Genomic DNA, 26,999 nt, shown 5'->3' on the forward strand with positions numbered 1-26,999 from the left:
GGCGGCACAAAAAATTTGTAAAGCCCGTGCCCTCGATTGACTAATTTTTATTATGGTTTATAATTTTTATTATGAAAGCATACGAATTGGGTTTGTACGAAAAAGCTTTGCCGGCTTTTCTTACGATGGAACAAAAACTTAGAACCGCCGGCGAGTGCGGTTTCGATTTTATGCAAATCAGCATAGATGAAACGGATGAAAAACTTGCGCGTCTTAATGCAAGCCGCGCCGAATTGAATTATTTGAATAACGCGGCCGCCGTAACGGGTACACCGATTCGTTCTCTGTGTCTGTCGGCTCACCGCAAATATCCCTTGGGCAGTGCGGATTCTACGACCGAACGAAAAAGTTTGGATATTATGCAAAAGGCCATAGACTTTTCGTGCGAGCTGGGAATCCGCCAAATTCAGCTTGCAGGTTACGACGTGTACTACGAAGAAAGCACCGAGGCGACACGCCGGCGCTTTTTTGAAAATCTCGTAAAAAGCGTTCATATGGCGGAAAAGGCGGGAGTCATTCTGGGTTTCGAAACGATGGAAAATCCGTTTATGGATACCGCCGAAAAAGCCATGCACTATGTGCGCAAAATCGGCTCCTGCTATTTGAATGTGTATCCCGATATCGGTAATTTGAACAACGCCGCTCTTTTATACGGACACGATGTGTTTGAGGATTTGAAAAAGTGCGCGGGGCATATTTCCGCCCTGCACTTAAAGGAAACGGAACCGGGAAAATACCGCAACATGATGTTCGGGACGGGGCGCGTCGATTTTGCAAAGGCGGTCGATACGGCATGGTCGATGGGCGTGCGCCGCTACGTTACCGAATTTTGGCATTTGGGAAGCCCCGATTGGCTCGACGATGTAAAAAAAGCCCGCGCATTTTTTGCTCCGATTTTTGCCGGAAGAGAATAAACCGCCTATCTCGCAAGGCCGCTTCTTTTAAAACCGCTTACACGGGCGCCGGCTGTCGTGTTCCACGGGCTTGTGTCGCCGCGCTGTAAATACCTATAACCGACGCCGGCAATCATCGCGCCGTTGTCGGTACACAATTTTAGCGAAGGGAAAATACAGCGTATGTCGCTTCGTTCGGCAAGCATGCCGCGCAGGCGCGAATTGGCGGCAACACCGCCGCCGGCGACTACCGTTTTTAAGCCCGTATCTTCAACCGCTTTAAAAAGACGGCTCAGCAAAATCTTTACGGCCGTTTCCTGAAAAGAAGCGGCTATGTTTTCGGGCGTTTTTTCGCAAGCGGTATTCCAAAACGAATCTATTTGATTTATAACGGCCGTTTTTAAGCCTGAATACGATACGTCGTAGCGGTGTTCGCCTTTGTCGAGCCGCGGCATGGGAAAGTGCGCCGCGTCGGGATTCCCGTTTTTTGCCAGCTTATCTATAATCACGCCGCCCGGATACCCGAAGCCGTAAAATTTGGCAACCTTGTCGAACGCTTCTCCGGCGGCATCGTCTATGGTCGTTCCCAAAACTTCTATATCGTCGAAGTCGGACACCTTGCATATAATGCTGTGCCCGCCGGAAACGAGTAAGCCGAGGTAGGGATAGTCTATGTCCTGTTCAAGGTGGGCGGCGTATAAATGGCCGAGCATGTGATTGACGGCGATAAAGGGTTTACCGAGCGACCATGCAAAGGTTTTGGCGAAGGTCAGTCCGACAAGCAGCGAGCCCATAAGACCGGGGCGGTTCGTTGCGGCAACGGCGTCCACATCGTTTACGCTCATGCCCGCTTCGTCCAACGCGCGGCGTACTACCGGCAAAATCCATTCGGCATGTTTACGGCTCGCGATTTCCGGTACGACGCCGCTGTACATTTCGTGGAAGGGAATTTGCGTTGCAACGACATTGCTTAAAATCGTGCGGCCGTCTTCCACAACCGCAGCCGCGGTTTCGTCGCATGAAGATTCTATTCCCAAAACTTTCATATGAACTCCGTTTTATTAAGAAGCCGTTTTACCGTTTTTCCATGCGGCTCAGCGTCGTAAATACATAGCCTTGCGTTTTCAAATCGGCATACATTTCGCGCAGCAGTTTTGCAAGGGCGGGCGTTTGCACGTGCCCGATCATAATCGCATAGCCTTTTTTATCCGCAATCGCCAAGCCTTTGTTGATCATAGTCCGCATTTCGTTCGGGTCGGGATTGTTGTCCAAAAAAATATCGCGTTCCCATATGTGCATGCCCCTTTCCATGGCGGCAAGCGGTGCCTGCGTTTGAGAACTGGTGCGGGAATCCAAAAAAATAATTTTTTCGTCCAAGCATACGTCGAGCACGGCGCCGATCAAATTGCGGTCGGCGGTAATCAGCGAGCCTTCGTGATTGTTCATTCCCGCAATGGGGCCGATTTGGGCAATATTTGCATGCACAATGCGTGCCGCTTCTCCCGTACTCATCTCCGGCTGGATCGAACCGGGGCCGGGATTTATGGCTCGATTGACCGCCTGCATCGGCTGATGTAAAAAAACCTCTTTGCCGGCTTTCCGAATGCTGTCCGCAGTCGCTTTCGAATCGGCAAGGCCGGGCAGAACGGCAATCGTTATAGGGAAGGGGAGGCTTATAAAGGGATTGATTTGCTTTAAGCTGTTTCCCGCATCATCGAAAATAAATATCAATTTGCCGCTTTTTTTAGCAGGCGAGGGCACTTGAGGAGCGGCGGGAACCGGCTTTTGCGGGGCGGGTTCGGAAGGCTGCGGTTGTGCGGGATGCGGTTTCGGTCGCTCGGGTGCCGGCTTCGAAGGCGCCGCGGGCTTTTGTTCGCCGGGTGAAGGTTTTACCGGCGCAGGCTCGGAAGGCTGAGGTTTTTGGGGGCCCGGCTCTGCGGGCGCGGGTTCGGCAGGAGCCGGCTTTGAAGGCTGCGGCTTTTGGGGAACGCTGTCCGGCGGAATACTTTCCGAAGGTTTTTCGGCCGGAGCGGGAGGAGCCGGCGTCTTCGGCGTTTTTCCGCCGAAGGCAATGCTGAAAAAAAGCAGGGCGAATCCTGCCAGTGCAACGATAAGCGAAAAAAATACGATTTTTTTAAGGGGAACTTTTACCTGCGGAGATTTTTTTTTCATACAGCGCTTTATACTAACCTTTTATAAAACCGCTGTCAATCGGCCCTATGCGTTTTGAAGGACTTCGCAGTCACTCAAAACGAGGCGCATTTTTGCGCGACCGCGCAGTTCAATTTGCCGCACGGCTTCGGTCGAAAGGCCGAGTTTGCGGCCCAATTGGTGTAAGGTAACTTTTTCCCGATTCATGTTGGCTCTGTATTTATTCAGCAATACAAAACATTCGCGTTCGGGCAGTTGCCGAATTAAGTTTTCGCATTCCTGCCGGGCAATTCCGTCCAAAACCGTCATTTCGGGCGATGCGGCCGAATCGGTCAGAAAATCGGAAAAGGTTGTGTCGCTCGACGAATTGACTTTTTCCTCCAAGCTTACAAACGCGTATTTATAACGCAGGGCTTTTTGCACGTCGGATTCTTTGATATTTAAAAAAACGGCAAGCTCCCGTACCGTCGGTTCTCTGCGGAAATGGCGGCGCAATTCCTCCGATGCGCTCGTAACCGCGCGTACCAGTTCTTCTTTCATCGCGGGAAGCGGAATCGCCGTGTCTTTTAAACGGATATATCTGTTTATATATTGCACTATCCATATGTATGCATAGGTTGAAAAACGCGTATTAAAAGCCGGATCGAATTTTTCGGCGGCAGCCATGAGCCCCAAGTTGCCTTCCTGTATAATGTCCATTGCGGGGATCGTCGGCACGGCGTACTTAAACGCGATCGAAACAACCAACCGCAAATTGGCATTGATCAATTCTTGCCGCGAGCGCAAGTCGCCGTTTTTTATGTTGTGCGCCAATTCTTTTTCCCGCTCGGCCGAAAGCAGCGGGAATTTGCGTATCCGTTTTATGTATGATTCATAGACATACCGATCCATACAACCTCTCCGTTTTATCTCCGAGATATTATATGCAGGAATCGTGCCAAACGCAGTTAAAAAAATAACGAGGTTTTATTTATTATAATATATTGAATTACGGAACAGGGCTTGTGAAGTTTGACGCAGGTGTATATAAAAGTATACGGTATAACTGTCTATTTTTGTATACGCTTTTACGTTTCTCTCGGATAGGCGTATGAAGCGCCCCGTTCGGTTGTAAAAACATACGCGTCTTCGGTTTTTTCGGCGCGTACGCCGGCTGCAGCCGGATCAAGATTGAGCAAGTTGAATTTTCCGCCTCCGCCGGGAATATCGACGGCATACACGGGAAGCGACAAACCGGATAATTCGCAGCGCAGTCTTTCGTACAGTTTGATGCCTTCGTCGATCGGAACGCGGAAATGCGAAGTGCCCGGCGCCAAATCGCCTTGAAAAAGATAGCCCGGTTTTATGCCGATTTCGGCCAAACCTTGGAACAGCGATACAAGCGCTTCGATGTTGTCGTTTACGCCGCGAAGCAAAACGGTTTGGCTTTGCATCGGAAGGCCGCAGTCTATAAGGTCGTTGAGCACGCGGTACGATTCGGGGGAAAAACGCGGCGAAAATTCCGCGCTGTGATTGATATGCGGAATAATCCACAGCGGTTTAAAACTTTTAAGCAGCGCTTTTAAATGCGGCGTAAAGCGTTCGGGTGCAAAAACGGGCGCGCGGGTACATACGCGTATCAGAACATCTTTTCGTGCGGAGCGCACCGCCGAAAACAGCGTTTCAAGCTGCCTGTCCGTTCCCGTAAGCGGGTCGCCGCCGGAAACAAGCAGTTCCCGAACTTCGTCATGCGCGCCAATATAATCGCACAAAAAGCCGATGTCCTGTGCGGATGCGAAAGAATAGTCCAAAACGGAACTTTCTCTTCGGAAGCAGTAGCGGCAGCGGCAAAAGCATTTTCCCGTTGACAAAAAAAGGCAGCGGTTTTTGTATTGGTGAATGAGGCGTTCGTTGCTTGTGCCGGCGTTTTTGCCGCCGGAAGCGGCGGGCATATATAAGGAGGCGCCCAAAGGGTCGGCGTTTTCATACGGCAACACCGTCTGTTCATCGGGTGATGCTGCAAGCTGTTTTGTCAGCGCGCTCAAAGCGTGCCGTGCCCAAACCCCTTGTGCGGCTGTAAGGCGCTCCGTTACGGAGCGCCAGTGATGACTGATTTGTTCGGTCATTAAAAAGGAAAATTAAAAGCTGTGTTTATAACTGAGGGCAACGCGGTTAAAATACCATTCGCGGCCGCTTTGCTTCAAGCCGGTCAACACGCCTTTTGAAGCGGAGGCTTTTTCGGTATAGCTGCGGCGGCTTCCGAATTTAAATTGCACGGTCAAAGCGTCTTTTTTTGAAAATTCAAATACCATAAGCGGACTTACGGATATGCCCATAAAATCCGGGTTCATTAAATGATATTGAGGTGCAAAATCTTTTTTGCCGTTCAGCTGGCCGCTCAGTTCGGTTTGTACGCCGACCGTTTGCAGTACCATCGGCATTTGATAGGCGACAATAAAATTAGCCGAATACTGCCAGCCGTTTATTTTTTCGCCGCCGAGCTGCCACAGCCACGGGTTGCCGTTTTCGCCGCCGGAGGTGATGCCCTGATACGTTAATTTATAGGATGCATAGGTGACAACGTGGTTCCAATCGCCGGGCTTGACTGCGGCAAGGTCGAACATAAAGGCGCCCTGAAACCAAGCTTCCCAGCGCGCGCTCTTAAAGACAAGGTCGTCGTATGTTTTTGTTGCGGAATTCCATGTTGCAAGACCCTGCAGATTAAGCGGACCGGCTTTAATCGTCCATCCGGCACCGATCGAACTGCCGGCGGAAAAACTTAAAAAAGCTATGGGCGAAAAACTGACTCCCACGGCGGGCGCAATCGATACCGGGCTTAATTCAAACTGGCCGTACAATCTGAGTTTGTTTCCGCTTACGAGCGGGTTGTCGCCGAAAGGAACGGGAATTGTGTAACCGGCAGTTCCGGTTGCGCGAAGTTCCACTCCGCTGTATACGCCGGTTAACGGCGCAAAATGCACGCCCCCGGCCGAGGGGATGGCATCGCTTTTCGGATAATAGGCGAAATCGGTCGTAACCGAAAAATCCCACGGGCTTTTCGGCTCGGCGTCTTCGGCAAAGACCATGCCCAACAAAGCAAGCACGGCACAGCATACAAACACTTTCTTTTTCATACAGACTCCTGTAAAATTAACTTCGGGAAGTGCCGATCGGGCCGCATGCGGCACAATCGGATTCCTCCTCGCACGCCAGTATACCACAAGAACAAAAAAGAATAAAGGAAAAACGATGAGAATTTTACTTGCAATATTTTCCATATAGAAGTATGCTAAGAGAAGTATGCTATTTATAGCACAAGTACAATAAACTGTAGTAGAAGGAAACATCAATATGTTTGCAAAAGATTCTTTGATATCTCCTCCCCGAAAAAAAGTTCGAACGTTCACAAGCATTCAATAGGAGTACCACAATGAAGAACAGGTTTTCAATCCGTTATAAACTCATTTCAATTTTTGTTGTTTCCATTATAACGCTTGTTTTTTGTATTATTACCATTATCGGTTTTCAAATTCGAAAAACCGATCGGGAGCGATTTCATAAAAATATGCAGCAAGATATCTCATTAATAGAATATGATATCAATTCGTTTTTCGACAATACAAAATATATGTTGCGTATGCTATCCAACCATACAGCCGTACGGAACGTTGATACTTCTCTTAATGAATATATATCAAAGACCGGAATATCCAATATCGATACCATAGAAAAAAGCGCAACGGAAGCAGCCGTGTTTAATTTATTCAAAAATATTCATAAAAGCTATCCGTATTATATGTGTGTTTTTATGGGAACAAAGTGGGGCGGCTACACGTCAACGTGTGATATGGCGCTTCCGGGCGGTTATGATCCGAGAAAACGACCATGGTATGAGGCTGCCTCCCGAACTCCTAAAAAGCCGGTTGTTACGGAAGCCTATCAATCTACGGCGGGCGATACGGTCATCTGCCTTTCACAGGGGGTTTTTTCTTTTCAAAATGAACATATCGGCAATGTCAGTATAGAGGTGTCGTTGGGAACGCTGACCGACATGTTAAAATCGCTGGCAATAGGTAAAACGGGTTATATTATGCTGGTGCAGGGAGACGGGACCATACTTGCCGATCCGAAAAACGATTCTTTTAATTTCAAAAAAATGGAAGATCTAAACGTTCCCGCTTTTACAGAATTTGCAACGGCAAACTCGGGAAGCATGAGTGTAAAAATGGATAATAAAAAATGGTTTGCTGAACTATATACCATTGATAGTTTAAACTGGAAGCTGATAGCACTGATGCAAGAAGATGAGGTTTTTTCGGAATTCTATCGGATATTACGATATATATTGATCATCGGCTTCACACTATTGATAATCTTTTTAATTATCGCTTTTACATTTGTATTGTATATGACAAAAGCACTGGACTCGACCGTTCTTGCCCTTAAAAACATCGCTCAGGGCGAAGGCGACTTGACCGTCCGTTTGCCCGTACGCGGTAACGACGAAATAACCGACCTGTCAAAATACTTCAATAAAACAATCGAAAAGATCGGTACGTCGATTAAAAGTGTAGGAGAAAGCAGTGCCGAAATGACCAACATCGGCTCGGAGCTTGCCAGTAACATGACCGAAACGGCCAGTGCCGTGCACGAAATAAGCGCGAATATCGACGGGGTAAAAAAGCAGGCATTGACGCAGGCGGCAAGCGTTACCGAAACGGCGGCAACGGTCGAAGAGATTGTGCGCACAATCAATCAGCTTAACCGCAGTATCGAAACGCAGGCAACAAGCGTCACGCAGTCTTCGGCCGCTATCGAACAGATGGTTGCAAACATCGGTTCAATCGGACAGACACTCGAAAAAACCGACGAGGCAATCAAAGCACTTGCGGACGCAACCGCCGGCGGAAAAAGTACGGTTGTCGGTGCCAATGCCGTCACGCAAAAGGTTGCCGAAAAAGCGGGCAGCCTTTTGGAAGCCTCGAATGTGATTCAGCATATCGCAAGTCAAACCAATTTGCTTGCGATGAACGCCGCAATCGAAGCGGCTCACGCAGGAGAGGCGGGTAAGGGGTTTGCCGTTGTTGCCGACGAGATTCGAAAACTTGCCGAAGATTCGGCGGAACAGGGCAAAAAAATAACAAACACGCTTAAAACGCTGTCCGGCGAAATTGAAGAGCTGTCGGGTTCTTCAAAAACCGCGGAGGAAAAATTCAACGTTATTTTCAATTTGGCCGAGCAGGTTAAATCGATGAGCGACCGCCTCACCGAAGCGATGCGCGAGCAGGAAAGCGGCGGTAAAGAAGTGCTTGCGGCAATTAAAAGCATCAATACGGTAACGATGGAGGTACAGTCCGGATCGGGAGAAATGCTCAAAGGCGGTGAAGGGGTTGCCGAAGAAATGCGCAAGCTGGATGAACTTACCCGGCTTATTACCGACAGCATGAACGAGATGGCGTCGGGCGCCGTACAAATCAACAATGCCGTGCAGGAAGTAAACGAGATTACACAAAAGAACAAGATGAGTATAGACAACTTAACCCATGAAGTAAACAAGTTTAAAGTGTAGAAAATGGGGATAAAACCGTTTTGACAACGTCTGTTTTTTGTGCTACAGTGCCGGTATGTATGTAACCTGTCTTGATTTGGAAGGGGTACTCGTTCCCGAAATATGGATCGCCTTCGCCGAAAAAACGGGCATAAGTGAACTCCGCCTTACGACGCGCGATATAAGCGACTATGACGTGCTTATGAAAAAGCGGTTGGGGATTTTAAAAGAACATTCTCTCGGCTTAAAAGCGATTCAGGATGTCATCGCTCAAATCGATCCGATGCCCGGCGCAAAAGATTTTCTCGATGCGCTGCGCGAACGCTGTCAAGTGATTATTTTGTCCGACACGTTTACGCAGTTTTCGCTGCCGCTTATGAAAAAACTCGGCATGCCCGCGATTTTTTGCAACGAACTGATTGTCGGACCGGACGGTATGATAAGCGGTTACAAGCTCCGCCAACAAAACGGAAAATATCACGCGGTATGCGCTTTGCAGTCCATCGGTTTTAATACGATCGCTGCGGGCGATTCTTTTAACGACCTTGCGATGATAAAGCAAAGTCAAAAAGGCTTTTTATTCCGCGCTCCCGAACATATTGTATCCGAAAATCCGGCTATTCCCGCTTTTACCGAATACGGCGATTTGCTGAACGAAATCACCCGGGTTTTGGAAACGGAAAATTGAAAACACGCGCTTTCTCGTTGCAAGTGCCGCGGTGAGCCGCAGTGTGCTTCGCCGCGCTCAAAAAAGGCAGGCCGCCGCCCGCGTGGGCGCTCCTAGAAAAGGCCCGATATATGTCCGCCGTTGTCCACGTCTATCGAACAGGCTGCCGGAATTTTGGGAAGGCCGGGCATGCTCATAATGTCGCCGGCATAGGCAACCAAAAAGCCCGCCCCGCTTTTAAGCTGCACGTCCCGAATCGGAAAGGTGTAGTGCGCCGGCGCGCCGATGAGATTTTTGTCGTGGCTTATGGAGTTTTGCGTTTTGGCGACGCAGACCGGAAGGTTTCCGAAGCCCATGTCGGTATATTCGCGCATTTTTTTCAGCGCCGCAGGCGCAATGTCGAGCTTGTCGGCGCGATAAATGTTTAACGCAAGATTTTCAAGTTTTTCGATAAACGAATCTTCCGGCTTGTAAAGCGGTTTAAAGCGGCTTTTTTCCGTTTTGCACAAAGCGACAACCGCTTCGGCAAGTTTTTCGCTGCCGCGTCCTCCCTTTTCCCAGCTTTCGCATACGACCGCTTCAACTTTATATTCCCCGTTTCCTGAAAGATTGCGGCAGGCGCCGCAAAGCGCGTCGAGTTCTTCCTGCGTGTCGGAGGCAAAACGGTTTACCGCAACGATGACCGGTACGCCGAATTTGCGTACATTTTCGACGTGTACTTTCAGATTTTCAAAACCGCGCAAAAGAGCGGGAATGTTGTTTTCGCCGAGTTTTGCTTTGGGAACCCCGCCGTGCATTTTAAGCGCCCGTACCGTTGCAACGACGACCGCCGCGTCGGGGGCGATGTCTGCCGCCGTGCATTTTATGTCCATGAATTTTTCGGCGCCCAAATCGGCGGCAAAGCCGGCTTCGGTTACGGTGTATTCGCTTAAAGCGAGGGCGCACAGCGTCGCGTTTATGCTGTTGCAGCCGTGCGCAATGTTGGCAAAGGGGCCGCCGTGAACAAAGGCGGGCGTTTTTTCGAGCGTTTGAACGAGATTCGGCCGTATCGCATCTTTTAAAAGGGCGGCGGCCGCTCCGCTTATTCCGAGCGATTTCAAATAGACCGCTTCGCCCGTATCCGTTTTACCGACAAAAACGGCGCCGATTTTTTGTTTTAATTCATCTATCGATTTTGAAAGGCAGAGAATCGCCATAATTTCGCTTGCGACGGCAATATCGAAATGTTCTTCACGCGGAACGCCGTTTGCCGTACCGCCCAAACCGATAACGGCGCTGCGCAGCATGCGGTCGTTCAAATCGAGGCACCGCCGCCATGATATACTGCGCGGCTCGATACGCAAAGCGTTTCCCTGCTGAATGTGATTATCGATGAGGGCGGCGATCAAATTGTTTGCGGCAGACACGGCGTGTATGTCGCCCGTAAAGTGAAGGTTTATGTCTTCCATCGGGACGATTTGCGCCCGTCCGCCGCCGCACGCTCCGCCTTTTATGCCGAAGCACGGGCCTAAAGAAGGTTCTCTGAGCGCGAGTACGGCGTTTTTTCCGATTAAACGCAGCGCGTCGGCAAGGCCGATCGAAACGGTTGATTTTCCTTCTCCCGCACTTGTCGGCGTAATGGCCGTCACCAAAATCAGTTTTCCGCGCTTTTCTTTCGGGCGGGACAAAAGCCGGTACATCGTCTCTAAGCCGATTTTCGCCTTATAGTTCCCGTAGAATTCGCAGTCTTGAGCGCTTAAGCCGATTTTTGCGGCAATTTCGGCAACGGGCGCCGGAATGTTTGCCTGCGCGATTTCGATATCCGATAACATAAACCGAAGTATAAATTATAAAGCGTTTTTGTGGAAGTCTGCATGTGCGTTCCCGGTGTGCGGGTAGCGTACTTGTGCAGACTTGCCCTTTCCGTTAGAATAACCGTTATGACAAAAAGTTCTGCCCGGAAAAAAGAGCCGGCTATACGGCCGATCGGTTCTTACGGCGTGTTTCTTCCGTATGTGATTATTCCGTTCCGGTTTAAAAGCGCACAAGTGCTTTTCCGTTTTTTGCGTACCGTTGTGCGCGATTTTTTTTGGCTGCAGTTTTCGGTAAAGTGGCGCTTCAGGAGCATTCCCGTTTTGGACGTGTCGCATCCTTTGGACGATTTGATTCCCTTTACGCCGGGCAAAGTGCAAATCTATTTGAATTTTACCAATTTTTGGATCCGGCCGATGACTTTTTTGTTCCGCCGGCTCGGCGTAAAAAAAGCGCTGCCGTACTGTACCGAATATCTTTCCCTTATCGAAAAGGCGTATTCGGATGCCGCACGGGTGTACCGTTTTTGTATGACGACGACGGAGCGCCCCGATTATAAAGAGGATAAAGCGTTCAGAATGATTCATGCCCTCGATCCGCATTTGCTGTGTGTTCCGAGCCTGCACGTTTCCATCGTTATTCTTGCATCCGTGTATTATGCGGAAGTTTTTAAAAAAGACGACTTTACCGAAGCGGAGCGTCAAGCCTATACGGAGGAACTGCGCGAAGGCGCGCAGCGCATTATCGAAAGCGTGCTGTATGTAAAACAGCACAGTGTAAACTGCATTCCCGCGGCGATGTATATGATGCTGTATGTCCTTAAAGACCGATTTACGATAAGCGCGGGAGTCGATATTATCAACAGTCTGTTTACCGATGATGAAACGCTTTCCGCCCGGGACCAAAAAAAGCTGAGTGCGCACCTCCATTTTATGTTTGAACGCCTGCTTTTGGAAGGCGCAAACGAAAACGATTGGACCGTTCCGGTTAAGCGCTGGCTTAAAAGCTATGCGCGCTCAAAAAATATCGCTTTGGCGCTCGACTTTTGAGTTTTTACATAACTTCAAGAAAGGGAACCAAAATCAAATTAAGCGCGTTTTTAAGCACGGTTAAAACGGCACAGGTCAGCGTTAAGCGCGCAGCGGCGCAGTCGGCGTTGTCGGCATTTACGATCGGACAATCGTGGTAGAATTTTCCGAAAGCTTTTGCCGTATCGTACGCATAGCCTGCGATCGATGCCGAATCGAGCGCCTCGGACGCTTTTTGCAAAACGCGCGGAAAAGAACCGATAAGCTTTATTAAATCCCATTCGGCGTCGCTTTGTAAAAGCGTGCATGCTTTTTCAAATTCGGCTTGCGACCGCAGGTGCGCGCCGGTAAGTCCTTCTTTTTCGGCCTTTGCCAAAACGGAACACATGCGCGCGCCCATGTACTGCAAATAGGGGCCGGTGTTGCCGTTAAACGACAGCGATTCTTTCGGGTTAAAAATCATATCTTTAAAAGGGGACACTTGCAGCAAAAAATAGTGGACGGCGGCAAGCGCAACTTTTTCGGCAACATCTTGCGGATTGCCGACCGCTTCTTCGCGCCCCTTCGCCGTAATTTCCTGTAAGGCCTCATCGCGCAGGTTGTTCAAAAGATCGTCGGCGTCCACAACCGTCCCTTCGCGACTTTTCATTTTGCCTTCGGGCAAATTGACCATACCGTAAGCCAAATGGTACAGCTTTGAGTGCCAATCGTAGCCGAGTTTTTTCATTATATAAAACAGGACTTTAAAATGATAAATCTGTTCGGTCGCGACAACATAAATGAGTTTGTCGAAGGGCCATTCTGCATGGCGGTTTATCGCGAGCCCGATATCCTGCGTTATATAGACGGTGGTGCCGTCTTTTCGCAGTAGCACTTTTTTGTCCAAATTGATTTCGGCAAGGTCTACCCACACGGCGCCGTCGGCGTCTTTATAAAAAATCCCTTTTTCCAATCCGCGCAAAATTTCTTCGCGCCCTTTTAAATAGGTATCGCTTTCAAAAAACATTTTGTCGAACGAAATCCCGGTGCGGTCGTACGTTTGCTTGATGCCGGCAATCGCCCAATCGTTCATAAGCTTCCATAATTCGCGCACGCTCTTATCGTTGTTTTCCCAGCGCACGAGCATGTCCTGCGCTTCTTTTTCGGCTTCCGGATGTGATTTTGCATAATCGTTGTATTCGACGTAGCAGTCGCCGACAAAGCGGTCGCTTTTTACGCCTGCGCTTTCGGGCGTGTCGGCGGGAAGTTCCGGGTGCCCCGCAAGTGCGTGGGCTTCGGCACTGTGCAGCTTTTGGTAGGCGAGCATGGACTTGCAAATGTGAACGCCGCGGTCGTTGATGATCGTGGTTTTAAAAACGTCGGCGCCCAAAAACCGCATGGTGCGGCTTACGCTTTCGCCGATTGCGTCGTTGCGCAAATGCCCCAAGTGGAGCGGCTTATTCGTGTTCGGACTCGAAAATTCGATCATGATGCGCTCGCCTTTACGCTGCGGTTTTCCGTCTTCGTTCAAAGCGCCGTAGGATGTACCCTGTTCAAGTACGGTGCGCAAAACGGAAGCGGCGACGGCTGCTTTGTTTAAGCGTACGTTTATGTACGGCCCGACCGCCGAAAAGGTTCCGGCTTGCGCGGCTTCTTTTACAAAGTCCGTATTGATGATTTTTAAAACATCGGCTGCGATTTGCGCCGGCGCTTGTTTAAAAGTTTTGGCAAAACCGAAAAGCGGAATACCCACATCGCCCATTTTAGGATCGGGCGGTGTTTCCAAAAGCAAAGACGAAACATCGATTTTCGATACGGAAAGATTTTTGCTTTCCGCCAACTTATTCAAAGCGTCCGCCGTAACGGTGCCGCATATACGCGCAAAATTAAACATAGGTTCTTACTTTAGAGTGATATCGGATTTTTGTCAACAGTTATGAAAACCGGGGCTGTCTCAAAAGTCTGTTACTTTTTTGCCAGCCCCCGAGTTTAAAATTAAGTCTTTATCTGTAATGACTTAATTTTAAACATCGCATAATTGAAGCGTTTCCGGCATCCTTGCCGGGACTAAGCAACCGGTATCCGCGGCGGGAAGTACGCTAAACACACTAGCGGTTCACATCCTGCATGAATAAAAGAGCATAATAATTATCTTTTATTCTATAAAGCGGATGCGCTGCCACACGGCGTTGTATTTTGCCAAGCCTTCGGCCAAGTCTTCTTTTATTTGGCAGTTTGTAAGTTCATCGGCGGAGTAAAAGGGTGTCGTGGTCGTAAATTGCGCGGCCTTCGGGTTTACGGAGGCGGGAAAATGGAAGGAGTCCAAAAACTGCGCGTAGATTTCGGGGCGGTGAATAAAGTTTATAAATTCCAAAGCCAAATCGTAATTGTGCGCGCCTTTTAACACGCACATGGAATCTATGTACATGGGCCCGCCCTCTTCGGGAATAAAAAAGTCGACGGTGTGCCACTTGTCTTCCGGCACTTCGCCGAAAACGGCTTCGGCATAACCTTGTACAACCCAAAAGTCGTTTGAAGCAAAGGATTTTCCGAAGCCTTCCGCGTCGAATTTGACGAGGTTCGGCTTCCATTTGTCGATGATGAGGCGTTCCGCCTGCGCGAGGTCGGCGTCGTTTAAGCTGTTGACCGATTTTCCGTCAAAGGCGAGCGCATCTCCGATAACTTCTCTCATGTCGTCCATCATGCACATGCGGTCTTTTAAATCCGTGCGGGCAAAGATGTTCCAGCTTTTTTCGTAGCGCTCGACTTTTGTTTTGTTCACCGCGACGCCTGCCGCTCCCATGTAATAGGGCACGCAGTACTCCATCGCAGGATCGTAGACTGCTTTTTCCAAAACCGCGGGACTTATGTTTTGTGCGTTCGGGACCTTTGTCAAATCGATTTTTTTGAGCATGCCGAGCTTTATCATAATCGATGCGTAATCCTGCGAGGGAAAGACGATATCATAGGATGCGGCGCCCGCGAGCAATTTTGCAAACATTTCTTCGTTGGAAGCGTAGCTGTCTATCCATACGTTCGCGTCGAATTCTTCTTCAAATTGTTTGACGACGGCATCGGGAATGTAATACGTCCAGCCGAAAAGGTAGAGCGTTTTGCCGCCGCGCTTTGCGGTGCACGATGAAAAAAAGAGCGATGCAAAGGTGCAGGCGATTGCAATCGCGCTTGCAAAAAACGGGACGTGCTTTTTCATGTGATTTCTCCTCGTGCCATTTATTTTGCCGCCGCAAAATTCTTTAAAAACTTCCGCATCAAAAACGCAATCAGTACGGTTCCCAAAATCATAACGAAAGAAAGCGCATTGATAACCGGAGACACGCCGAAGCGGATCATCGAATAAACGTACAGCGGCAGCGTGGTGGAACCCGGTCCCGACACGAAAAAGGTGATGACGAAGTCTTCCAGCGACATGGTTACCGCCATTAAAAATCCCGACGAAATTCCGGGTAAGATGGCCGGAACGATAACTTTAAACATCGCCTGCCGCTCGTTTGCGCCCAAATCGTACGCCGCTTCCACAATCGAAAAGTCGAACTCGTCTATGCGCGCAAGAATCATCAAAAAAACGAAGGGAAGGCAAAAGGTTGTGTGCGCGGCAAAAATCGAAAATAAACCGAGCGGCAGCTTTATGCCCGAAAAGAAAATCACGGTCGATACGCCGATGATAACTTCCGGCAAAACCATAGGCAAAAAGCTGATGGTTTGAATATATGTTTTCCCTTTGAATTTGTACCAGCTGATACCGAGGGCGGCAAGTGTGCCCAACACGGTCGAAACGGCTGCCGACGAAAAGGCGATGAGCAGGCTGTTGAAAAGCGAGCGCCACAGGTTTTTCGAATCGAACAGCAGCGCTTTGTACCACACTAAAGAGACGCCGGTAAAATCGCTTCCTTTGTTTGCATTGAATGAATAGACGACGATGACAAAAAGCGGTAAAAACAAAAATACGAGCGTAAGCACGAGTACGGTAAGCGAAAACGAAAAACGGCTCCGTTTTTGGAACGCACGCCGTGCATGCCGCGCCGGTTCCGAGCGAGGACGTGATTTATTTAAGCGGCTCACCAAGGCTCTAAATGGATTCACAATCATATGCCGCCTCTTTTTGCTGCGGTTTCGGTCTTTGCGCCGTTTTTAAGCGCGGCATCCTTGCGTACCGATGCAAGCATCCACAATACGGCGGCGGTGCTTAAAACGGTTATAATCATCGAAAAGGCGGCGGCAAGCGGCCAATTGCGCGTTTTGTTTACCTGATCGACGATGAGGTTTCCTATCATATACGAATCCTTGCCGCCGACCAAAAGCGGAACGGTGTACGCACCGAATATCGGGATAAAGGTGAAGATAACCGCCGTCGTAATACCGCTTTTTATATTCGGCAAAAGTATTCTGATCATCGAACCGACCTTCGTTGCGCCCAAGTCGCGGGCGGCTTCCAAAAGCGAAAAGTCGAACCTGTCTATCGAAGTAAAAACGGGCAAAATCGCGTACGGCAAATACATGTATACCGATACGATGATGACGGCGCTTTTGTTGTATAAAAACTGCACGGAATCTTCGGTAAGATGAAGCTGCATAAGCATGGTATTTAAAAGTCCGTCGCTGCCCAAAATGGACATCCACGCGAAAATGCGGATGAGCGAGTTTGTCCAAAACGGTACGATAACCAACAGCAAAAGCAGGTTTTGCCTGCGGCTTTTTGCCATTGCATACCCGCAGGGCAGGGCGACGGCGATGGTTATGACTGTGGAAAGAAGCGATATCCACAGCGTCCGCATCAGTACGATCGCGTATGCGGGGTTTAAAAGCTGCCGGTACGCATCGAGCGAAAATTCGTGTACGATGCCGCCGTATAAGCCTTTTTTTAAAAAACTGTACAGAGTGATGATGACAAGCGGCGCTACAAAAAAAACGGTGAACCATATGCCCATGGGCCACGCGTACAGCAAACCCAGCTTGTTCCGTTTTTGCAGGAGCAAATCGTTTTGCGCTTGAGCCGGCAGGGGCTTTTCGCCTTTGGCGTTCGTAAGGCCGTTCATTGTTCAATGTCCTCTACGATATAGCCGTCGTTCGCGCTCCACGAAATATACACGGTATCTTTCCATTCGATTTCGGGCCCGTCGTCCAAATAATTGGTATGCTGTTTGAATACTTTTATGATGGTGCCGTTTTCGAGCCGCACGTAGAATTTCGATTGAAAGCCCGAATACACCGGTTCTTCGACGATGCCGGTAAACACGTTGATGTTCGGTTTTTCCGGCGGGGGATCGAGCGAAATGCGGATTTTTTCGGGGCGCACGGTAAAGCACACGCGCTGTCCTTCTTCGGTGCGCTCGTAGTCGGTTACTTTAATATTCGACGACAATTCGGGAATGTCGAGCGTGCACATAAATTCGGGATCTTTTCCCTGTTCGACCGGCCAGTCCCTGCATTCTTCGACGCGTGCGGCAAAGATGTTCGTTTCGCCGATAAACTGTGCCGTAAATTCGGTTGCGGGGCTTTCGTAGATTTCGAACGGCGTTCCCACTTGCAGCACCTTTCCCTGATTCATAACGGCGATCCGGTCCGAAACGGAAAGCGCTTCGGATTGGTCGTGCGTTACATAGATGAAGGTGATGCCGATTTTATCGTGCAATTTGTCGAGTTCGATCAAAAGGTTCGAGCGCAGTTTTGCATCAAGCGCCGACAGCGGTTCGTCCAAAAGCAAAATGTCCGGCTCGTTGATAAGCGCGCGGGCAATGGCGACACGCTGACGCTGGCCGCCTGAAAGCTGGTTCGGTTTTTTGTTCATGTGCGTGTCGAGCTGCACCATGCGTAAGTATTCGCACACGCGTTCGTCTATAACCGATTTATTCAGCTTTTTTAATTTGAGCGGAAAGGCGACGTTGTCGTACACCGACAAATGCGGAAACAGCGCATAATTTTGAAAAACGGTGTTCGAGCCGCGCTTGTTCGGCGGCGTGGTCGTGACGTTTTTATCGTTAAATAAAACCGAGCCTTCGTCGGGAAATTCGAAACCCGCGATAATTCTGAGCAGGGTCGTTTTACCGCAGCCGGAAGGTCCCAGCAGGGAAAAAAATTCGCCCTTTTTTATGGATACATCCACATTGTTCAAAGCATGAAAGCTGCCGAAATGTTTCGACACGCCGTTGATGGATACCGTGCTACCTTTCAATGTTTTTCCTGTTCCCCCCGTTTCATTATGCTTGGAGCAACTTGTACAATGCAAAAAATACGGGGTATTGTCAATAGGAAATATGAAAAATCATTGAATAAAAGCGCGTAATGGAGTATTATGCGGTATGGCAAACGATGAAAAAAAGATTATCGACGAAAGCGTGCTGGAGGCCCTGTTGTACCTGTCGCGCTTGGCCGGTTCGTCTATTGATTTAAAAACTTTAAAAAATCAAGTAGACCGCATTGTCGAATATTTTGACGTTCTGTCTGAATTCGACGATAGCGAAAATCCCTACGATGCGTATCCTTCGACCTGCGCCGATGCGCTGCGCGAAGATGTTCCCGTACCCGGCATAGACATCCCCGACATAAAAAAGATGACGACCGAATTTATGGACGGCTATTTCCGCGTTCCCAAAGTATTGGGCGAAGGAGCGTAGGACTTATGAAACCGTACACGATTGAATCGGCGCTGCGCGATTTTAAAAACAATACGATCAGCTGCCGCGCTTTAACGGAAAAAGCCGCCGCCGCTTTTGAAGAAGACGCAAAAAGCGCTTCTCCGTTAAACGCTTTTTTGGACATATATCCTGATGCGGCGCAAATCGCGCAGAAATACGACGACGAGCGCAAAAACGCCGTTTCTTCGGGAACGCTGGACGCTCTTTCGGCAAAAAAACCGCTTTTGGGCGTGCCGTTCGGCGTAAAAGACAATATTTCGGTAAAAGGCAAGCCGCTTACCTGCGCAAGCCGCATTTTGCAGGGGTACACCGCACCGTACAGCGCGACGGTTATTAAACGCTTAACCGACGCCGGCGCAATTCCTTTGGGGCGCTGCAATCAGGATGAGTTTGCGATGGGCTCTTCGACCGAATATTCGGTCTACGGGCCCACGCGCAACCCGATAAACCGCGACTATGTTGCAGGCGGCTCTTCCGGCGGTTCGGCCGCAGCGGTGGCCGCAGGTTTGGTGCCCTTTGCTTTAGGTACCGAAACGGGCGGTTCGGTGCGCCTTCCCGCGTCTTATTGCGGCGTATACGGCTTAAAGCCGTCTTACGGCCTGTTGAGCCGCTGGGGCGTCGTCGCCTTCGGCAGTTCCCTCGATCAGGTCGGCGTGTTCGGCACGAGCCCCGCCGACATTGCGCTTCCGCTTTCCGTTATGGCGGGTAAAGATCCGTACGACGATACGTCCTGCGATCTTCCTTCCGGCAGCGAACTCTCGCCGTCGTGCAGCGCCTTAACCGACGAGCGCATCGCTTCGCTTAAAATCGCCGTTCCGTGTCAATTTGCCCAAGCGAAGGGCTTGGATCCGCAAGTCGCGTCGGTATTCGAAAAAACAAAGGCGTGGTTTACCGAGCGCGGCGCTTCAATAGAGCTTGCGGACCTTCCCGTTTTGGACGCATCGATTGCTTCATATTACGTTATCGCCCTCAGCGAAGCGGCGAGCAATTTAAGCCGCTTCGACGGCATCCGCTACGGTAACCGCAAAGACAGCGGCGAAGGCTACGACGAACTGTACATTCAAACGCGGAGCGAAGGCTTCGGCGCCGAAGTAAAGCGGCGCATTATCATCGGCAATTACGTGCTTTCCGAGCAGTTTTCCGGCTCCTGTTACAAAAAGGCGATGAGCGTTCGCGCCCGCATTCAGCGCGATATTGCAAAACTGTACGAATCGTACGACTGTATTTTGTGCCCGACCTGTCCGACCGCCGCGTTTAAGCTCGGGCAAAAAACGGAAGATCCCATGGAAATGTATTTGTCCGATATGTTTACCGTATTTGTCAATTTGAGCCGCACCGCATCGATAAATGTGCCTGCGGGCTTTACAAGCGAAGGGCTTCCCGTCGGCGTTCAGTTTGCCGGTCCCATGTTCAGTGAAAAACGTCTTCTTTCCATGGCTCAAGCCTGGTACGAACGCGGCAACGGAGGTACAAAATGAGCTTGGATTACCGCGTCGTTATCGGCTGCGAAATACACTGTCAGCTTACAACAAAAACAAAGGCCTTTTGCGCGTGCGAAAACCGTTACGGCAGCATGCCCGATACGCGCGTGTGCCCGGTGTGTCTGGGACTTCCCGGCGCCATGCCGCGCGTGAGCAAGGGCTATGTGCAAATGGGCGTTATTGCGGGAACCGCGCTCAACTGCTCGATTGCACACTTTACGAAATTCGACCGCAAGCATTATTTTTATCCCGACTTAACCAAGGGCTATCAGATAACCCAATACGATATGCCCCTGTGTACAAACGGCTACGTCGACATTCCCTACCGTCATTTGAGCGAAGATGCGCGTCCGGGCGGCAAGGATTACTACGGCAAAACTTTTTCGGGAGAAAACAACGATATAGACGGCGCGTATAAACGCGTGCGCATCGAACGCATTCACTTGGAAGAAGACGTCGGCAAAAGTCTTCACTTGGAAGGCGCGCACAGCTACATCGATTACAACCGCTCCGGCACCCCGCTCATCGAAATCGTTACGAAGCCCGATATGAATTCTCCGGAAGAAGCGGCGCTGTTTATGCAGACGGTTCAGGAAATCCTGCGCTATGTGCGTGTTACGAACGGCAATTTGGAAGAAGGAAATATGCGCTGCGATGCGAATATCAATTTGACCGTTTTTGAAGACGGCAAAGAATACCACACGCCTATTTCCGAAATTAAAAACCTCAATTCGTTCCGTTCGGTAAAAGACGCCTGCGCATACGAAGTGCGCCGACAGCTTGAAGAATTTAAAACGAACCGGAAGGAATTTAACGCCGGCTATAAAAACACAATGGGCTGGGACGACGTTAAAGGCGAAACGGTCATTCAGCGCACAAAAAATTCCTTTGTGGATTACCGCTTTGTCGTCGAGCCGGACATAAAGCCGTTCAGCCTGTCGGAAGAATTTATCGCGCAAGCCGCGGGTCAAGTCGGCGAACTTCCCGAAGCAAAGCGTACCCGGTTTAAAAAAGAGTACGGACTTTCTTCGTTCGACGCCGAAACGCTCACGTCGACAAGGAGCCTTGCGCTGTGGTTCGAACAGGCGGCACAGCTTTCCAAAGACGTAAAAAAAACGGCAAACTGGATTTTGGCCGAATTGCTTGCGGTGCTGAACGAAAAAGAAATCGGCATCGACGACATCAATATTACGCCGAAGCATATCGCCTCGCTCGTAAATGCGGTTGCCGATAAAAAAATCACGGGAAAGCAGGCGAAAGAAGTTTTTTCGTGCATGATTGAAAGCGGCAAAATGCCCGACGACATAATCAAAGAAAAGGGAATGGAAGTCGTTTCCGACAGCGCCGAACTTTCGGCCTTTGTTGCCAACGTTATAAAAGAAAACGCTCAAGCGGTCGCCGACTACAAGGGCGGAAAAACGAACGTGTTCGGCTGGCTTATGGGGCAAATTATCAAAAAATCCGGCGGAAAGGCGACTCCCGCAGCTGCGGCCGCTTTGTTAAAAGCCGAATTGGAAAAACTTTAATGCAAAACGATGCGTACGATCGGTATAAAGAAGAGTTCGTAAAACGTTACGGTACGGTAAGCCGCGCGCGCGGCTGCTATCTGTATACGCAAAAGGGCGTGCGCATTACCGACTTGTATTTGGACGGCGGCCGGGCGATTTTGGGCCGCAGTTGTTCCGCCTCAAAGGCGTTTAAAGTTTTTAAAAACACAATCGATCGCGGCCAAACGGGTTCGTTTCCGAACATGTACGAAACGCGCTTTGAAAAAGCCGCCCTTTCGCTTTTAAAGGGCTTTGCTCATGCGCGCTGGTTTGCTTCCGAAGAATCGCTTTTTCGCGCCGTACTTGAAAGTCCGTGGGCTGCCGCCGCGGTGTGGCGACCCTGGAGCGGCCGCGATGATGAGCTGATTGAAGCGGATGCCGTTGCCGTATGCATACCCTTTGCTTTGTGCGGCAGCGGCTATGCTGTGTTGTTTACAGATAAAAACGGGACGCTTCCGCCGTCTTCCGACGAGTGTTCTCCCGCGCTGCTCAATGCCGCTTCCCGCGCTTTGTACGATTTGGCGCACGAACTTCCGCTCCGCGGCGAAGAGGATTTTGCGCTCTTCGATTCGGTACTCGCTCGTTATTTTACGCGGCGCGGCGCCTATCTTGTTCCGAAGGTCGGCGAAAACCGGTATCGGGAGTTTTTTTTGCACTGCCTCGATTGCGCGCTTTTGCTGCCGCCCCTGTGCGCGCTTCCGGCGATTGTGCCTGTCGGAGCATCGCTCGGCGATTTTTCGCAGTTAAAACGCGCGGTATTTGAATATTGAGCTGAAAAGTTTTTTCGGAAGTTTACGCTTCCTTAAAAACTCTTTATAGGAGAAGGTATGCAGTCCGAAATGATTTTACAGTGTATAAAACTGGTGCTGGGCGGAATAGCGGCTTTTTTAGCTATAATGCTGTGGTCGAAAACGCGCGAGAGCGCGTGGATGGCGCTTATAGCGGGCACCGTTACCTCTTATGCCGGCATTTTGTACGACGTACTGCGCGTATTCGGCATTGCCGCGTTTCAAAACGCTTCGCTTGAAATCGCGGGCATAAACCTTATTACCCTGTTTTTTGCCGTCGTCCCGCAGCTATGCTACGTGATTGCCTTTGTCCTTGCACTGATCCGAAAACGCTTTTAGTGTGCGTTTGTAAAACTCCGCCGCTCAAGCTACTTGTACAAAAAACACGCGACTTGATGGTCGGTTCCCGCCTCTCCTTTTTGCGTTAAAGCCGGCTGAGCGTTTTTGCAGCATTCCATGCGCGCGGGGCAGCGGTCGTAAAAATAGCAGCCGGGGCGCTGTTTGTCCGGGGCGGGGACGTCTCCGGTTAAAATAATGCGGTGGCGTTTCGCCTCGATTTCGGGGTCGGGAATGGGAGCGGCCGAAAGCAGAGCCTTTGTGTACGGGTGCAGCGGATTTGCGTACAAATCCTTGTAGTCGCTTATTTCTACAATCTTTCCCAAATACATAACCGCAATCCGGTCCGAAATATACTGAATGACAGCCAGGTCGTGGGCAATAAACAAATAGGTTAAGCCCATTTCTTTTTGCACATCTTTAAAAAGGTTCAAAATCTGCGCTTGAATCGATACGTCCAAAGCCGAAACCGGCTCATCGGCTAAAATAAGGCTCGGACGCAAAGCCAAAGAGCGGGCAATGCCGATGCGCTGTCTTTGTCCGCCGGAAAACTCATGCGGATAACGGTTTTTAAAGAACTTCGAAAGGCCGACCATTTCCATAAGGGTTTCGACGCGCCGGTCGATTTCGTTTTCGGAAATGTCGATAATGCCGCGCTGTTTGTAGATGCGCAACGGTTCGGCGATAATCGAAGCCGTGGTCATGCGCGGATTTAAAGAGGCGTACGGATCCTGAAAAACCATCTGTATATCTTTGCGCGCTTCCAGCAATTCTTTTTTGTTCATCGTTGTAAGATCTTTGCCGTTAAAAAGCACGGAACCCGCGGTCGGTTTATACAGTTGGGCAACTGCGCGCGCAACGGTCGATTTTCCGCAGCCGGACTCTCCGACCAAGCCGAGCGTTTCGCCTTTTTTTAAGTTAAAGTCTATTCCGTCAACCGCATATATATAATTCTTTTTTCTGCCGAATAAACCTTCGCTTCCGGCCGGAAAATGCATTTTAAGATTTTTTACTTCAAGCAGGTTTTGCATCGCTGTTCTCCTCTACTGTCGCTATTGTCGCGGCCTTATTCGGCTTTTTTATCGGCATACAGCCAGCAAGACGCGCAATGTCCGCCGCCGAAATCTTTAAGCGGCGGGTACTTTTTTTTGCATATGTCCATCGCCTTGCTGCAGCGCGGAAAGAAGGGGCAGCACGGCGGAAGGTCTATAACGTTCGGCGGCTGTCCCGGTATCGAATACAATCGTTCGGTATTCTCTTTGTCGAGGCGGGGAACGGATTGAATAAGACCGCACGTGTACGGATGCTTGGGGTTTTTGAAAATGTCTTCGGTGTTGCCGCGCTCCACAATGCGCCCCGCATACATAACGCAGATGGTATTGCACATGCCGGCGACGACGCCCAGCGAGTGGGTTATCATAATGACGGCCGTTCCCAAACGCTTCGAAAGATCCTGCATAAGTTCGAGAATCTGCGCTTGAATCGTTACGTCGAGCGCGGAAGTCGGTTCGTCGGCGATAAGGATTTCAGGATTACACGAAAGTCCCATCGCAATCATAACGCGCTGCCTCATGCCGCCTGAAAACTGGTGCGGGTAATTGTCTATGCGCTTTTCGGGGGCGGGAATACCGGCCAGTTTGAGCATTTCTATCGCCTTCAATTTTGCTTCTTTTTTATTCAAACCTTGATGCAAAACAATGGTTTCCGTCATTTGTGTGGAAATGCGCAAAAACGGATTCAAGCTGGTCATCGGGTCTTGGAAGATCATCGATATTTTGTTCCCGCGAATTTTTTGAATTTGCTTTTCGTTCAACTTGAGCAAGTCTTCGCCGTGGAAGAACACTTCGCCGCCGACAATTTTTCCGGGCGGGTCGGGGATCAGGTTCATAATCGAAAGGTTTGTAACGCTTTTTCCCGATCCCGATTCGCCGACGATTCCCATCGTTTCGCCCTTATGCAAATCGAAAGTAATGCCGTCTACGGCTTTTACGATTCCTTCGTCCGTATTAAAATAGGTTTTCAGGTCTTTTACCTGTAAAATAACTTCGCCTTTTATCTGTGTCTTTTCCATTCACACTGCCTCAAACCTTGTTTTTGCTTTGCGGATCGAAAGAGTCGCGTAAGCCGTCGCCTAAAAAATTCATCGCGAATAAAAAGACGGTCATCGCGATTGCCGGAACCAAAAGCAGCCACGGGTACAATTCCATTCCCTTTACGCCGTCCGATACCAAAGATCCCCACGACGCAAGCGGCGCCGAAACTCCCAAGCCCAAAAAAGACAAAAAGCTTTCGCTCATAATAAACGAGGGCATGGAAAGCGTCGAATAGACGATGATGATGCCCAGCGTGTTCGGCAGCAAGTGTTTAAAAATAATCCGGCCCGAACTTGCTCCCATCGAGCGGGCAGCTTCGACGAATTCCGAATTTTTTAAACTGATAATTTGTCCGCGAACAACACGCGCGATCGTCAACCACGAAATAAGCGCTATGGCGATAAACAAAATAAAAATATTGCGCCCCAAAATCGCCATCATGATGATGACGATAAGCATGTACGGCAAGCCGTACATAATGTCTACAAAGCGCATCAGCGCGCTGTCTATCCAACCGCCGGCATAGCCCGCGACCGCTCCGAGTGTAACGCCGATAAACAGGGCGGTTACCGTTCCCAAAAGTCCTATCGCGATCGAAATGCGTCCTCCGTAAATAGTGCGCGAAAGTACGTCGCGTCCAAGGCTGTCGGTTCCGAGCAGGTAATGCCTTTTGTGCATAGGGTTGGTCTGTATGTCGCGTTCGAGTGCTTCGAATTCCGCGCGTTCCTGTTCGGTATATTCCGAACGTTTTTCTTTTGCCATAAGTTTTGCCGTATATGCGCGCTTTTGCGAAAGCAGCACTTCTCCTGCGGGTTTAAAAGACGGCGGCAGATAAATATGCGCAAGGTATTGTTCTTCATACGGGTAGACGGGTAAAAGCGGCGCAAAAAGCGCCATCAAAATATAAAAGCCGACTGTATACAATCCGATCAGTGCCATTTTATTTTTTCGCAGCCGTTTCCATGCGTCGTCCCACAGAGAAACGGGTTTCATAACCTGATTAAATTCATTTACGGCCTGTTCCGCATTTTTTTTGCGTGCTTTAAATAACACCGTAAACCTCCTGCTATTTATATGAAATACGCGGATCGAGCAATCCGTATATAATATCAACGACTAAATTCATCACGACCAAAATGAGTGAATATACGATAACCGTTCCCATAATAAGGGTGTAGTCGCGGTTTAAAGCCGACTTTACGAAAAAATTACCCAAGCCGGGGACGAGAAAGATTTGTTCCACGACTACCGAACCGGTAACGATGCCGGCAAAAGCCGGTCCCAAATAGCTGACAATCGGAAGCATCGCTCCCTTTAATACGTGTTTGCATATGACGACCGATTGTTTTAAGCCCTTTGCCCGCGCCGTGCGGATGTAGTCCGAGCGCAGTACTTCCAAAATGCTTGCGCGGCTTAAGCGGGCTATGTAGGCAAAATACGGAAAAGACAGCGTAATTGCGGGCATTATCAGGGTTTTTAACCCCGCGCGGCCGGTTATCCACCCGGAAGTAGGCAGCCATTTTAAAATCATCGCAAAAACGAGCATAAGTACCGGTCCCACGACGAACAGCGGTATCGATATACCGATAACGGCCGCAGACATTGCGGCATAATCAATCCGCGTATTCCGATTTAAAGCCGATATAATTCCTACGGTTACCCCTAAAATCAGAGCGACACAAAGCGAAACAATACCGAGAATCAGAGAATTCGGCAAACTGGTAAAAATGAGTTCGTTAACGGTGTAATCCTTGTTTTTAAAAGACGGTCCCAAATCTCCGCGTAAAACATCGCCCATATAGCGCAAATACTGTTTAAAGAGCGGTTCGTCCATGTGGTATTTTTTTAGGAGGTTTTGCATTACTTCGGGCGGAACCTTTTTTTCGCGCGAAAAAGGACCTCCCGGAGCCAACCGTATTAAAAAGAAACTGAGCGTTACAATTAAAAACATCGTCGGAATCAAACCTAAAATCCGGCGGAATATGAATTTTCCCATTTTTTCCTCATTTGTTGTGTTTTCAGTTCGAATAAGCCTCCTCTTGCGGAAGCGGTTTATTCAAACCGG

24 protein-coding genes are annotated in these 26,999 nt (G+C 49.6%); 9 read left to right on the plus strand and 15 right to left on the minus strand.

Annotation, left to right across the window (positions count from 1 at the left end):
- Positions 1 to 71: 71 nt before the first annotated feature.
- Positions 72 to 914 (plus strand): L-ribulose-5-phosphate 3-epimerase, encoded by an 843-nt coding sequence (locus HMPREF9194_RS02890; protein ID WP_016524872.1) that lies wholly within the window; start codon positions 72 to 74, stop codon positions 912 to 914.
- Positions 915 to 919: 5 nt separating this feature from the next.
- Here HMPREF9194_RS02890 and tsaD read toward each other — a convergent pair whose 3' ends face one another.
- The 5 genes from tsaD to HMPREF9194_RS02915 form a co-directional block, all read right to left on the minus strand.
- The gene (gene tsaD / locus HMPREF9194_RS02895) at positions 920 to 1,939 is read right to left on the minus strand and encodes a tRNA (adenosine(37)-N6)-threonylcarbamoyltransferase complex transferase subunit TsaD (RefSeq protein ID WP_016524873.1); all 1,020 of its coding nucleotides are present in this window, start codon (positions 1,937 to 1,939) and stop codon (positions 920 to 922) included.
- 28 nt (positions 1,940 to 1,967) lie between these two features.
- Entirely contained in the window at positions 1,968 to 3,065 is a 1,098-nt protein-coding gene (locus HMPREF9194_RS02900; protein ID WP_016524874.1) for a divergent polysaccharide deacetylase family protein, read from the minus strand.
- 45 nt (positions 3,066 to 3,110) lie between these two features.
- Positions 3,111 to 3,935 (minus strand): sigma-70 family RNA polymerase sigma factor, encoded by an 825-nt coding sequence (locus HMPREF9194_RS02905; protein ID WP_016524875.1) that lies wholly within the window; start codon positions 3,933 to 3,935, stop codon positions 3,111 to 3,113.
- 176 nt (positions 3,936 to 4,111) lie between these two features.
- A complete protein-coding gene (locus tag HMPREF9194_RS02910) occupies positions 4,112 to 5,149 on the minus strand; it encodes a KamA family radical SAM protein (RefSeq protein ID WP_016524876.1) in 1,038 nt (345 codons plus the stop codon).
- A gap of 12 nt (positions 5,150 to 5,161) precedes the next feature.
- On the minus strand, positions 5,162 to 6,157 hold the full coding sequence (locus tag HMPREF9194_RS02915; RefSeq protein WP_016524877.1) for a hypothetical protein: 996 nt from the start codon (positions 6,155 to 6,157) through the stop codon (positions 5,162 to 5,164).
- Between the two features lie 296 nt (positions 6,158 to 6,453).
- Here HMPREF9194_RS02915 and HMPREF9194_RS02920 point away from each other — a divergent pair, with 296 nt between their 5' ends.
- Positions 6,454 to 8,592 (plus strand): methyl-accepting chemotaxis protein, encoded by a 2,139-nt coding sequence (locus HMPREF9194_RS02920; protein ID WP_016524878.1) that lies wholly within the window; start codon positions 6,454 to 6,456, stop codon positions 8,590 to 8,592.
- A 55-nt stretch (positions 8,593 to 8,647) separates the two neighbouring features.
- The gene (thrH, locus tag HMPREF9194_RS02925) at positions 8,648 to 9,259 is read left to right on the plus strand and encodes a bifunctional phosphoserine phosphatase/homoserine phosphotransferase ThrH (RefSeq protein WP_016524879.1); all 612 of its coding nucleotides are present in this window, start codon (positions 8,648 to 8,650) and stop codon (positions 9,257 to 9,259) included.
- Between the two features lie 92 nt (positions 9,260 to 9,351).
- Here the strand turns inward: thrH and HMPREF9194_RS02930 are convergent, their stop codons facing one another.
- Entirely contained in the window at positions 9,352 to 11,049 is a 1,698-nt protein-coding gene (locus tag HMPREF9194_RS02930; protein WP_016524880.1) for a formate--tetrahydrofolate ligase, read from the minus strand.
- A 108-nt stretch (positions 11,050 to 11,157) separates the two neighbouring features.
- On the opposite strand from HMPREF9194_RS02930, the gene HMPREF9194_RS02935 reads away from it, so the two are divergent.
- Positions 11,158 to 12,078: a hypothetical protein gene (locus tag HMPREF9194_RS02935; RefSeq protein WP_040846528.1), complete on the plus strand. Its 921-nt coding sequence runs from the start codon at positions 11,158 to 11,160 to the stop codon at positions 12,076 to 12,078.
- A gap of 4 nt (positions 12,079 to 12,082) precedes the next feature.
- On the opposite strand, the gene argS is transcribed toward HMPREF9194_RS02935, so the two are convergent.
- The 5 genes from argS to HMPREF9194_RS02960 form a co-directional block, all read right to left on the minus strand.
- Complete coding sequence (argS, locus tag HMPREF9194_RS02940) at positions 12,083 to 13,930, minus strand: arginine--tRNA ligase (RefSeq protein ID WP_016524882.1); 1,848 nt, start codon at positions 13,928 to 13,930, stop codon at positions 12,083 to 12,085.
- 261 nt (positions 13,931 to 14,191) lie between these two features.
- Positions 14,192 to 15,247, minus strand: coding sequence for an extracellular solute-binding protein (locus HMPREF9194_RS02945; RefSeq protein WP_016524883.1), 1,056 nt, complete (start codon positions 15,245 to 15,247; stop codon positions 14,192 to 14,194).
- A gap of 20 nt (positions 15,248 to 15,267) precedes the next feature.
- Positions 15,268 to 16,143: an ABC transporter permease gene (locus HMPREF9194_RS02950; protein ID WP_016524884.1), complete on the minus strand. Its 876-nt coding sequence runs from the start codon at positions 16,141 to 16,143 to the stop codon at positions 15,268 to 15,270.
- Positions 16,140 to 17,090, minus strand: coding sequence for an ABC transporter permease (locus HMPREF9194_RS02955; protein WP_016524885.1), 951 nt, complete (start codon positions 17,088 to 17,090; stop codon positions 16,140 to 16,142). The genes HMPREF9194_RS02950 and HMPREF9194_RS02955 overlap by 4 nt, the downstream gene beginning before the upstream one ends.
- Complete coding sequence (locus HMPREF9194_RS02960; RefSeq protein WP_016524886.1) at positions 17,087 to 18,226, minus strand: ABC transporter ATP-binding protein; 1,140 nt, start codon at positions 18,224 to 18,226, stop codon at positions 17,087 to 17,089. Before HMPREF9194_RS02960 ends, HMPREF9194_RS02955 begins: the two co-directional genes overlap by 4 nt.
- 127 nt (positions 18,227 to 18,353) lie before the next feature.
- On the opposite strand from HMPREF9194_RS02960, the gene HMPREF9194_RS02965 reads away from it, so the two are divergent.
- The 5 genes from HMPREF9194_RS02965 to HMPREF9194_RS02985 are packed head-to-tail and all read left to right on the plus strand — an operon-like array spanning position 18,354 to position 22,844.
- Positions 18,354 to 18,668, plus strand: a complete 315-nt coding sequence (locus HMPREF9194_RS02965) for an Asp-tRNA(Asn)/Glu-tRNA(Gln) amidotransferase subunit GatC (protein WP_016524887.1) — start codon at positions 18,354 to 18,356, stop codon at positions 18,666 to 18,668.
- Positions 18,669 to 18,673: 5 nt separating this feature from the next.
- A complete protein-coding gene (gatA, locus tag HMPREF9194_RS02970; protein ID WP_016524888.1) occupies positions 18,674 to 20,167 on the plus strand; it encodes an Asp-tRNA(Asn)/Glu-tRNA(Gln) amidotransferase subunit GatA in 1,494 nt (497 codons plus the stop codon).
- Positions 20,164 to 21,696: an Asp-tRNA(Asn)/Glu-tRNA(Gln) amidotransferase subunit GatB gene (gene gatB / locus HMPREF9194_RS02975; protein ID WP_016524889.1), complete on the plus strand. Its 1,533-nt coding sequence runs from the start codon at positions 20,164 to 20,166 to the stop codon at positions 21,694 to 21,696. The genes gatA and gatB overlap by 4 nt, the downstream gene beginning before the upstream one ends.
- Positions 21,696 to 22,487 carry a hypothetical protein gene (locus HMPREF9194_RS02980; protein ID WP_016524890.1) on the plus strand — a complete coding sequence of 264 codons (792 nt, stop codon included), beginning with the start codon at positions 21,696 to 21,698 and terminating at the stop codon, positions 22,485 to 22,487. The genes gatB and HMPREF9194_RS02980 overlap by 1 nt, the downstream gene beginning before the upstream one ends.
- Before the next feature lie 57 nt (positions 22,488 to 22,544).
- The gene (locus HMPREF9194_RS02985; RefSeq protein ID WP_016524891.1) at positions 22,545 to 22,844 is read left to right on the plus strand and encodes a hypothetical protein; all 300 of its coding nucleotides are present in this window, start codon (positions 22,545 to 22,547) and stop codon (positions 22,842 to 22,844) included.
- A 29-nt stretch (positions 22,845 to 22,873) separates the two neighbouring features.
- On the opposite strand, the gene HMPREF9194_RS02990 is transcribed toward HMPREF9194_RS02985, so the two are convergent.
- From HMPREF9194_RS02990 to oppB, 4 genes are all read right to left on the minus strand, one after another.
- The gene (locus tag HMPREF9194_RS02990; RefSeq protein ID WP_016524892.1) at positions 22,874 to 23,872 is read right to left on the minus strand and encodes an ABC transporter ATP-binding protein; all 999 of its coding nucleotides are present in this window, start codon (positions 23,870 to 23,872) and stop codon (positions 22,874 to 22,876) included.
- Between the two features lie 35 nt (positions 23,873 to 23,907).
- Positions 23,908 to 24,912 carry an ABC transporter ATP-binding protein gene (locus HMPREF9194_RS02995; protein WP_016524893.1) on the minus strand — a complete coding sequence of 335 codons (1,005 nt, stop codon included), beginning with the start codon at positions 24,910 to 24,912 and terminating at the stop codon, positions 23,908 to 23,910.
- Positions 24,913 to 24,922: 10 nt separating this feature from the next.
- Positions 24,923 to 25,927, minus strand: coding sequence for an ABC transporter permease (locus HMPREF9194_RS03000; protein WP_084663147.1), 1,005 nt, complete (start codon positions 25,925 to 25,927; stop codon positions 24,923 to 24,925).
- Between the two features lie 73 nt (positions 25,928 to 26,000).
- Positions 26,001 to 26,930 (minus strand): oligopeptide ABC transporter permease OppB, encoded by a 930-nt coding sequence (gene oppB, locus HMPREF9194_RS03005; RefSeq protein WP_016524895.1) that lies wholly within the window; start codon positions 26,928 to 26,930, stop codon positions 26,001 to 26,003.
- Between the last annotated feature and the right edge of the window lie 69 nt (positions 26,931 to 26,999).

Source organism: Treponema maltophilum ATCC 51939 (genome assembly GCF_000413055.1).
Taxonomy (GTDB): domain Bacteria; phylum Spirochaetota; class Spirochaetia; order Treponematales; family Treponemataceae; genus Treponema_C; species Treponema_C maltophilum.

Bases quoted from the DNA above. Each gene is read 5' to 3' on its own strand.
- HMPREF9194_RS02995 (WP_016524893.1), bottom strand. From the start codon at position 24,912: ATGGAAAAGACACAGATAAAAGGCGAAGTTATTTTACAGGTAAAAGAC.
- HMPREF9194_RS02985 (WP_016524891.1), top strand. From the start codon at position 22,545: ATGCAGTCCGAAATGATTTTACAGTGTATAAAACTGGTGCTGGGCGGA.
- HMPREF9194_RS02950 (WP_016524884.1), bottom strand. From the start codon at position 16,143: ATGATTGTGAATCCATTTAGAGCCTTGGTGAGCCGCTTAAATAAATCA.
- HMPREF9194_RS02955 (WP_016524885.1), bottom strand. From the start codon at position 17,090: ATGAACGGCCTTACGAACGCCAAAGGCGAAAAGCCCCTGCCGGCTCAA.
- oppB (WP_016524895.1), bottom strand. From the start codon at position 26,930: ATGGGAAAATTCATATTCCGCCGGATTTTAGGTTTGATTCCGACGATG.
- tsaD (WP_016524873.1), bottom strand. From the start codon at position 1,939: ATGAAAGTTTTGGGAATAGAATCTTCATGCGACGAAACCGCGGCTGCG.
- HMPREF9194_RS02890 (WP_016524872.1), top strand. From the start codon at position 72: ATGAAAGCATACGAATTGGGTTTGTACGAAAAAGCTTTGCCGGCTTTT.
- HMPREF9194_RS02965 (WP_016524887.1), top strand. From the start codon at position 18,354: ATGGCAAACGATGAAAAAAAGATTATCGACGAAAGCGTGCTGGAGGCC.
- HMPREF9194_RS02910 (WP_016524876.1), bottom strand. From the start codon at position 5,149: ATGACCGAACAAATCAGTCATCACTGGCGCTCCGTAACGGAGCGCCTT.
- HMPREF9194_RS03000 (WP_084663147.1), bottom strand. From the start codon at position 25,927: ATGAAACCCGTTTCTCTGTGGGACGACGCATGGAAACGGCTGCGAAAA.
- thrH (WP_016524879.1), top strand. From the start codon at position 8,648: ATGTATGTAACCTGTCTTGATTTGGAAGGGGTACTCGTTCCCGAAATA.
- HMPREF9194_RS02900 (WP_016524874.1), bottom strand. From the start codon at position 3,065: ATGAAAAAAAAATCTCCGCAGGTAAAAGTTCCCCTTAAAAAAATCGTA.
- HMPREF9194_RS02915 (WP_016524877.1), bottom strand. From the start codon at position 6,157: ATGAAAAAGAAAGTGTTTGTATGCTGTGCCGTGCTTGCTTTGTTGGGC.
- HMPREF9194_RS02980 (WP_016524890.1), top strand. From the start codon at position 21,696: ATGCAAAACGATGCGTACGATCGGTATAAAGAAGAGTTCGTAAAACGT.
- gatA (WP_016524888.1), top strand. From the start codon at position 18,674: ATGAAACCGTACACGATTGAATCGGCGCTGCGCGATTTTAAAAACAAT.
- HMPREF9194_RS02920 (WP_016524878.1), top strand. From the start codon at position 6,454: ATGAAGAACAGGTTTTCAATCCGTTATAAACTCATTTCAATTTTTGTT.
- HMPREF9194_RS02905 (WP_016524875.1), bottom strand. From the start codon at position 3,935: ATGGATCGGTATGTCTATGAATCATACATAAAACGGATACGCAAATTC.
- HMPREF9194_RS02930 (WP_016524880.1), bottom strand. From the start codon at position 11,049: ATGTTATCGGATATCGAAATCGCGCAGGCAAACATTCCGGCGCCCGTT.
- gatB (WP_016524889.1), top strand. From the start codon at position 20,164: ATGAGCTTGGATTACCGCGTCGTTATCGGCTGCGAAATACACTGTCAG.
- HMPREF9194_RS02935 (WP_040846528.1), top strand. From the start codon at position 11,158: ATGACAAAAAGTTCTGCCCGGAAAAAAGAGCCGGCTATACGGCCGATC.
- HMPREF9194_RS02990 (WP_016524892.1), bottom strand. From the start codon at position 23,872: ATGCAAAACCTGCTTGAAGTAAAAAATCTTAAAATGCATTTTCCGGCC.
- argS (WP_016524882.1), bottom strand. From the start codon at position 13,930: ATGTTTAATTTTGCGCGTATATGCGGCACCGTTACGGCGGACGCTTTG.
- HMPREF9194_RS02945 (WP_016524883.1), bottom strand. From the start codon at position 15,247: ATGAAAAAGCACGTCCCGTTTTTTGCAAGCGCGATTGCAATCGCCTGC.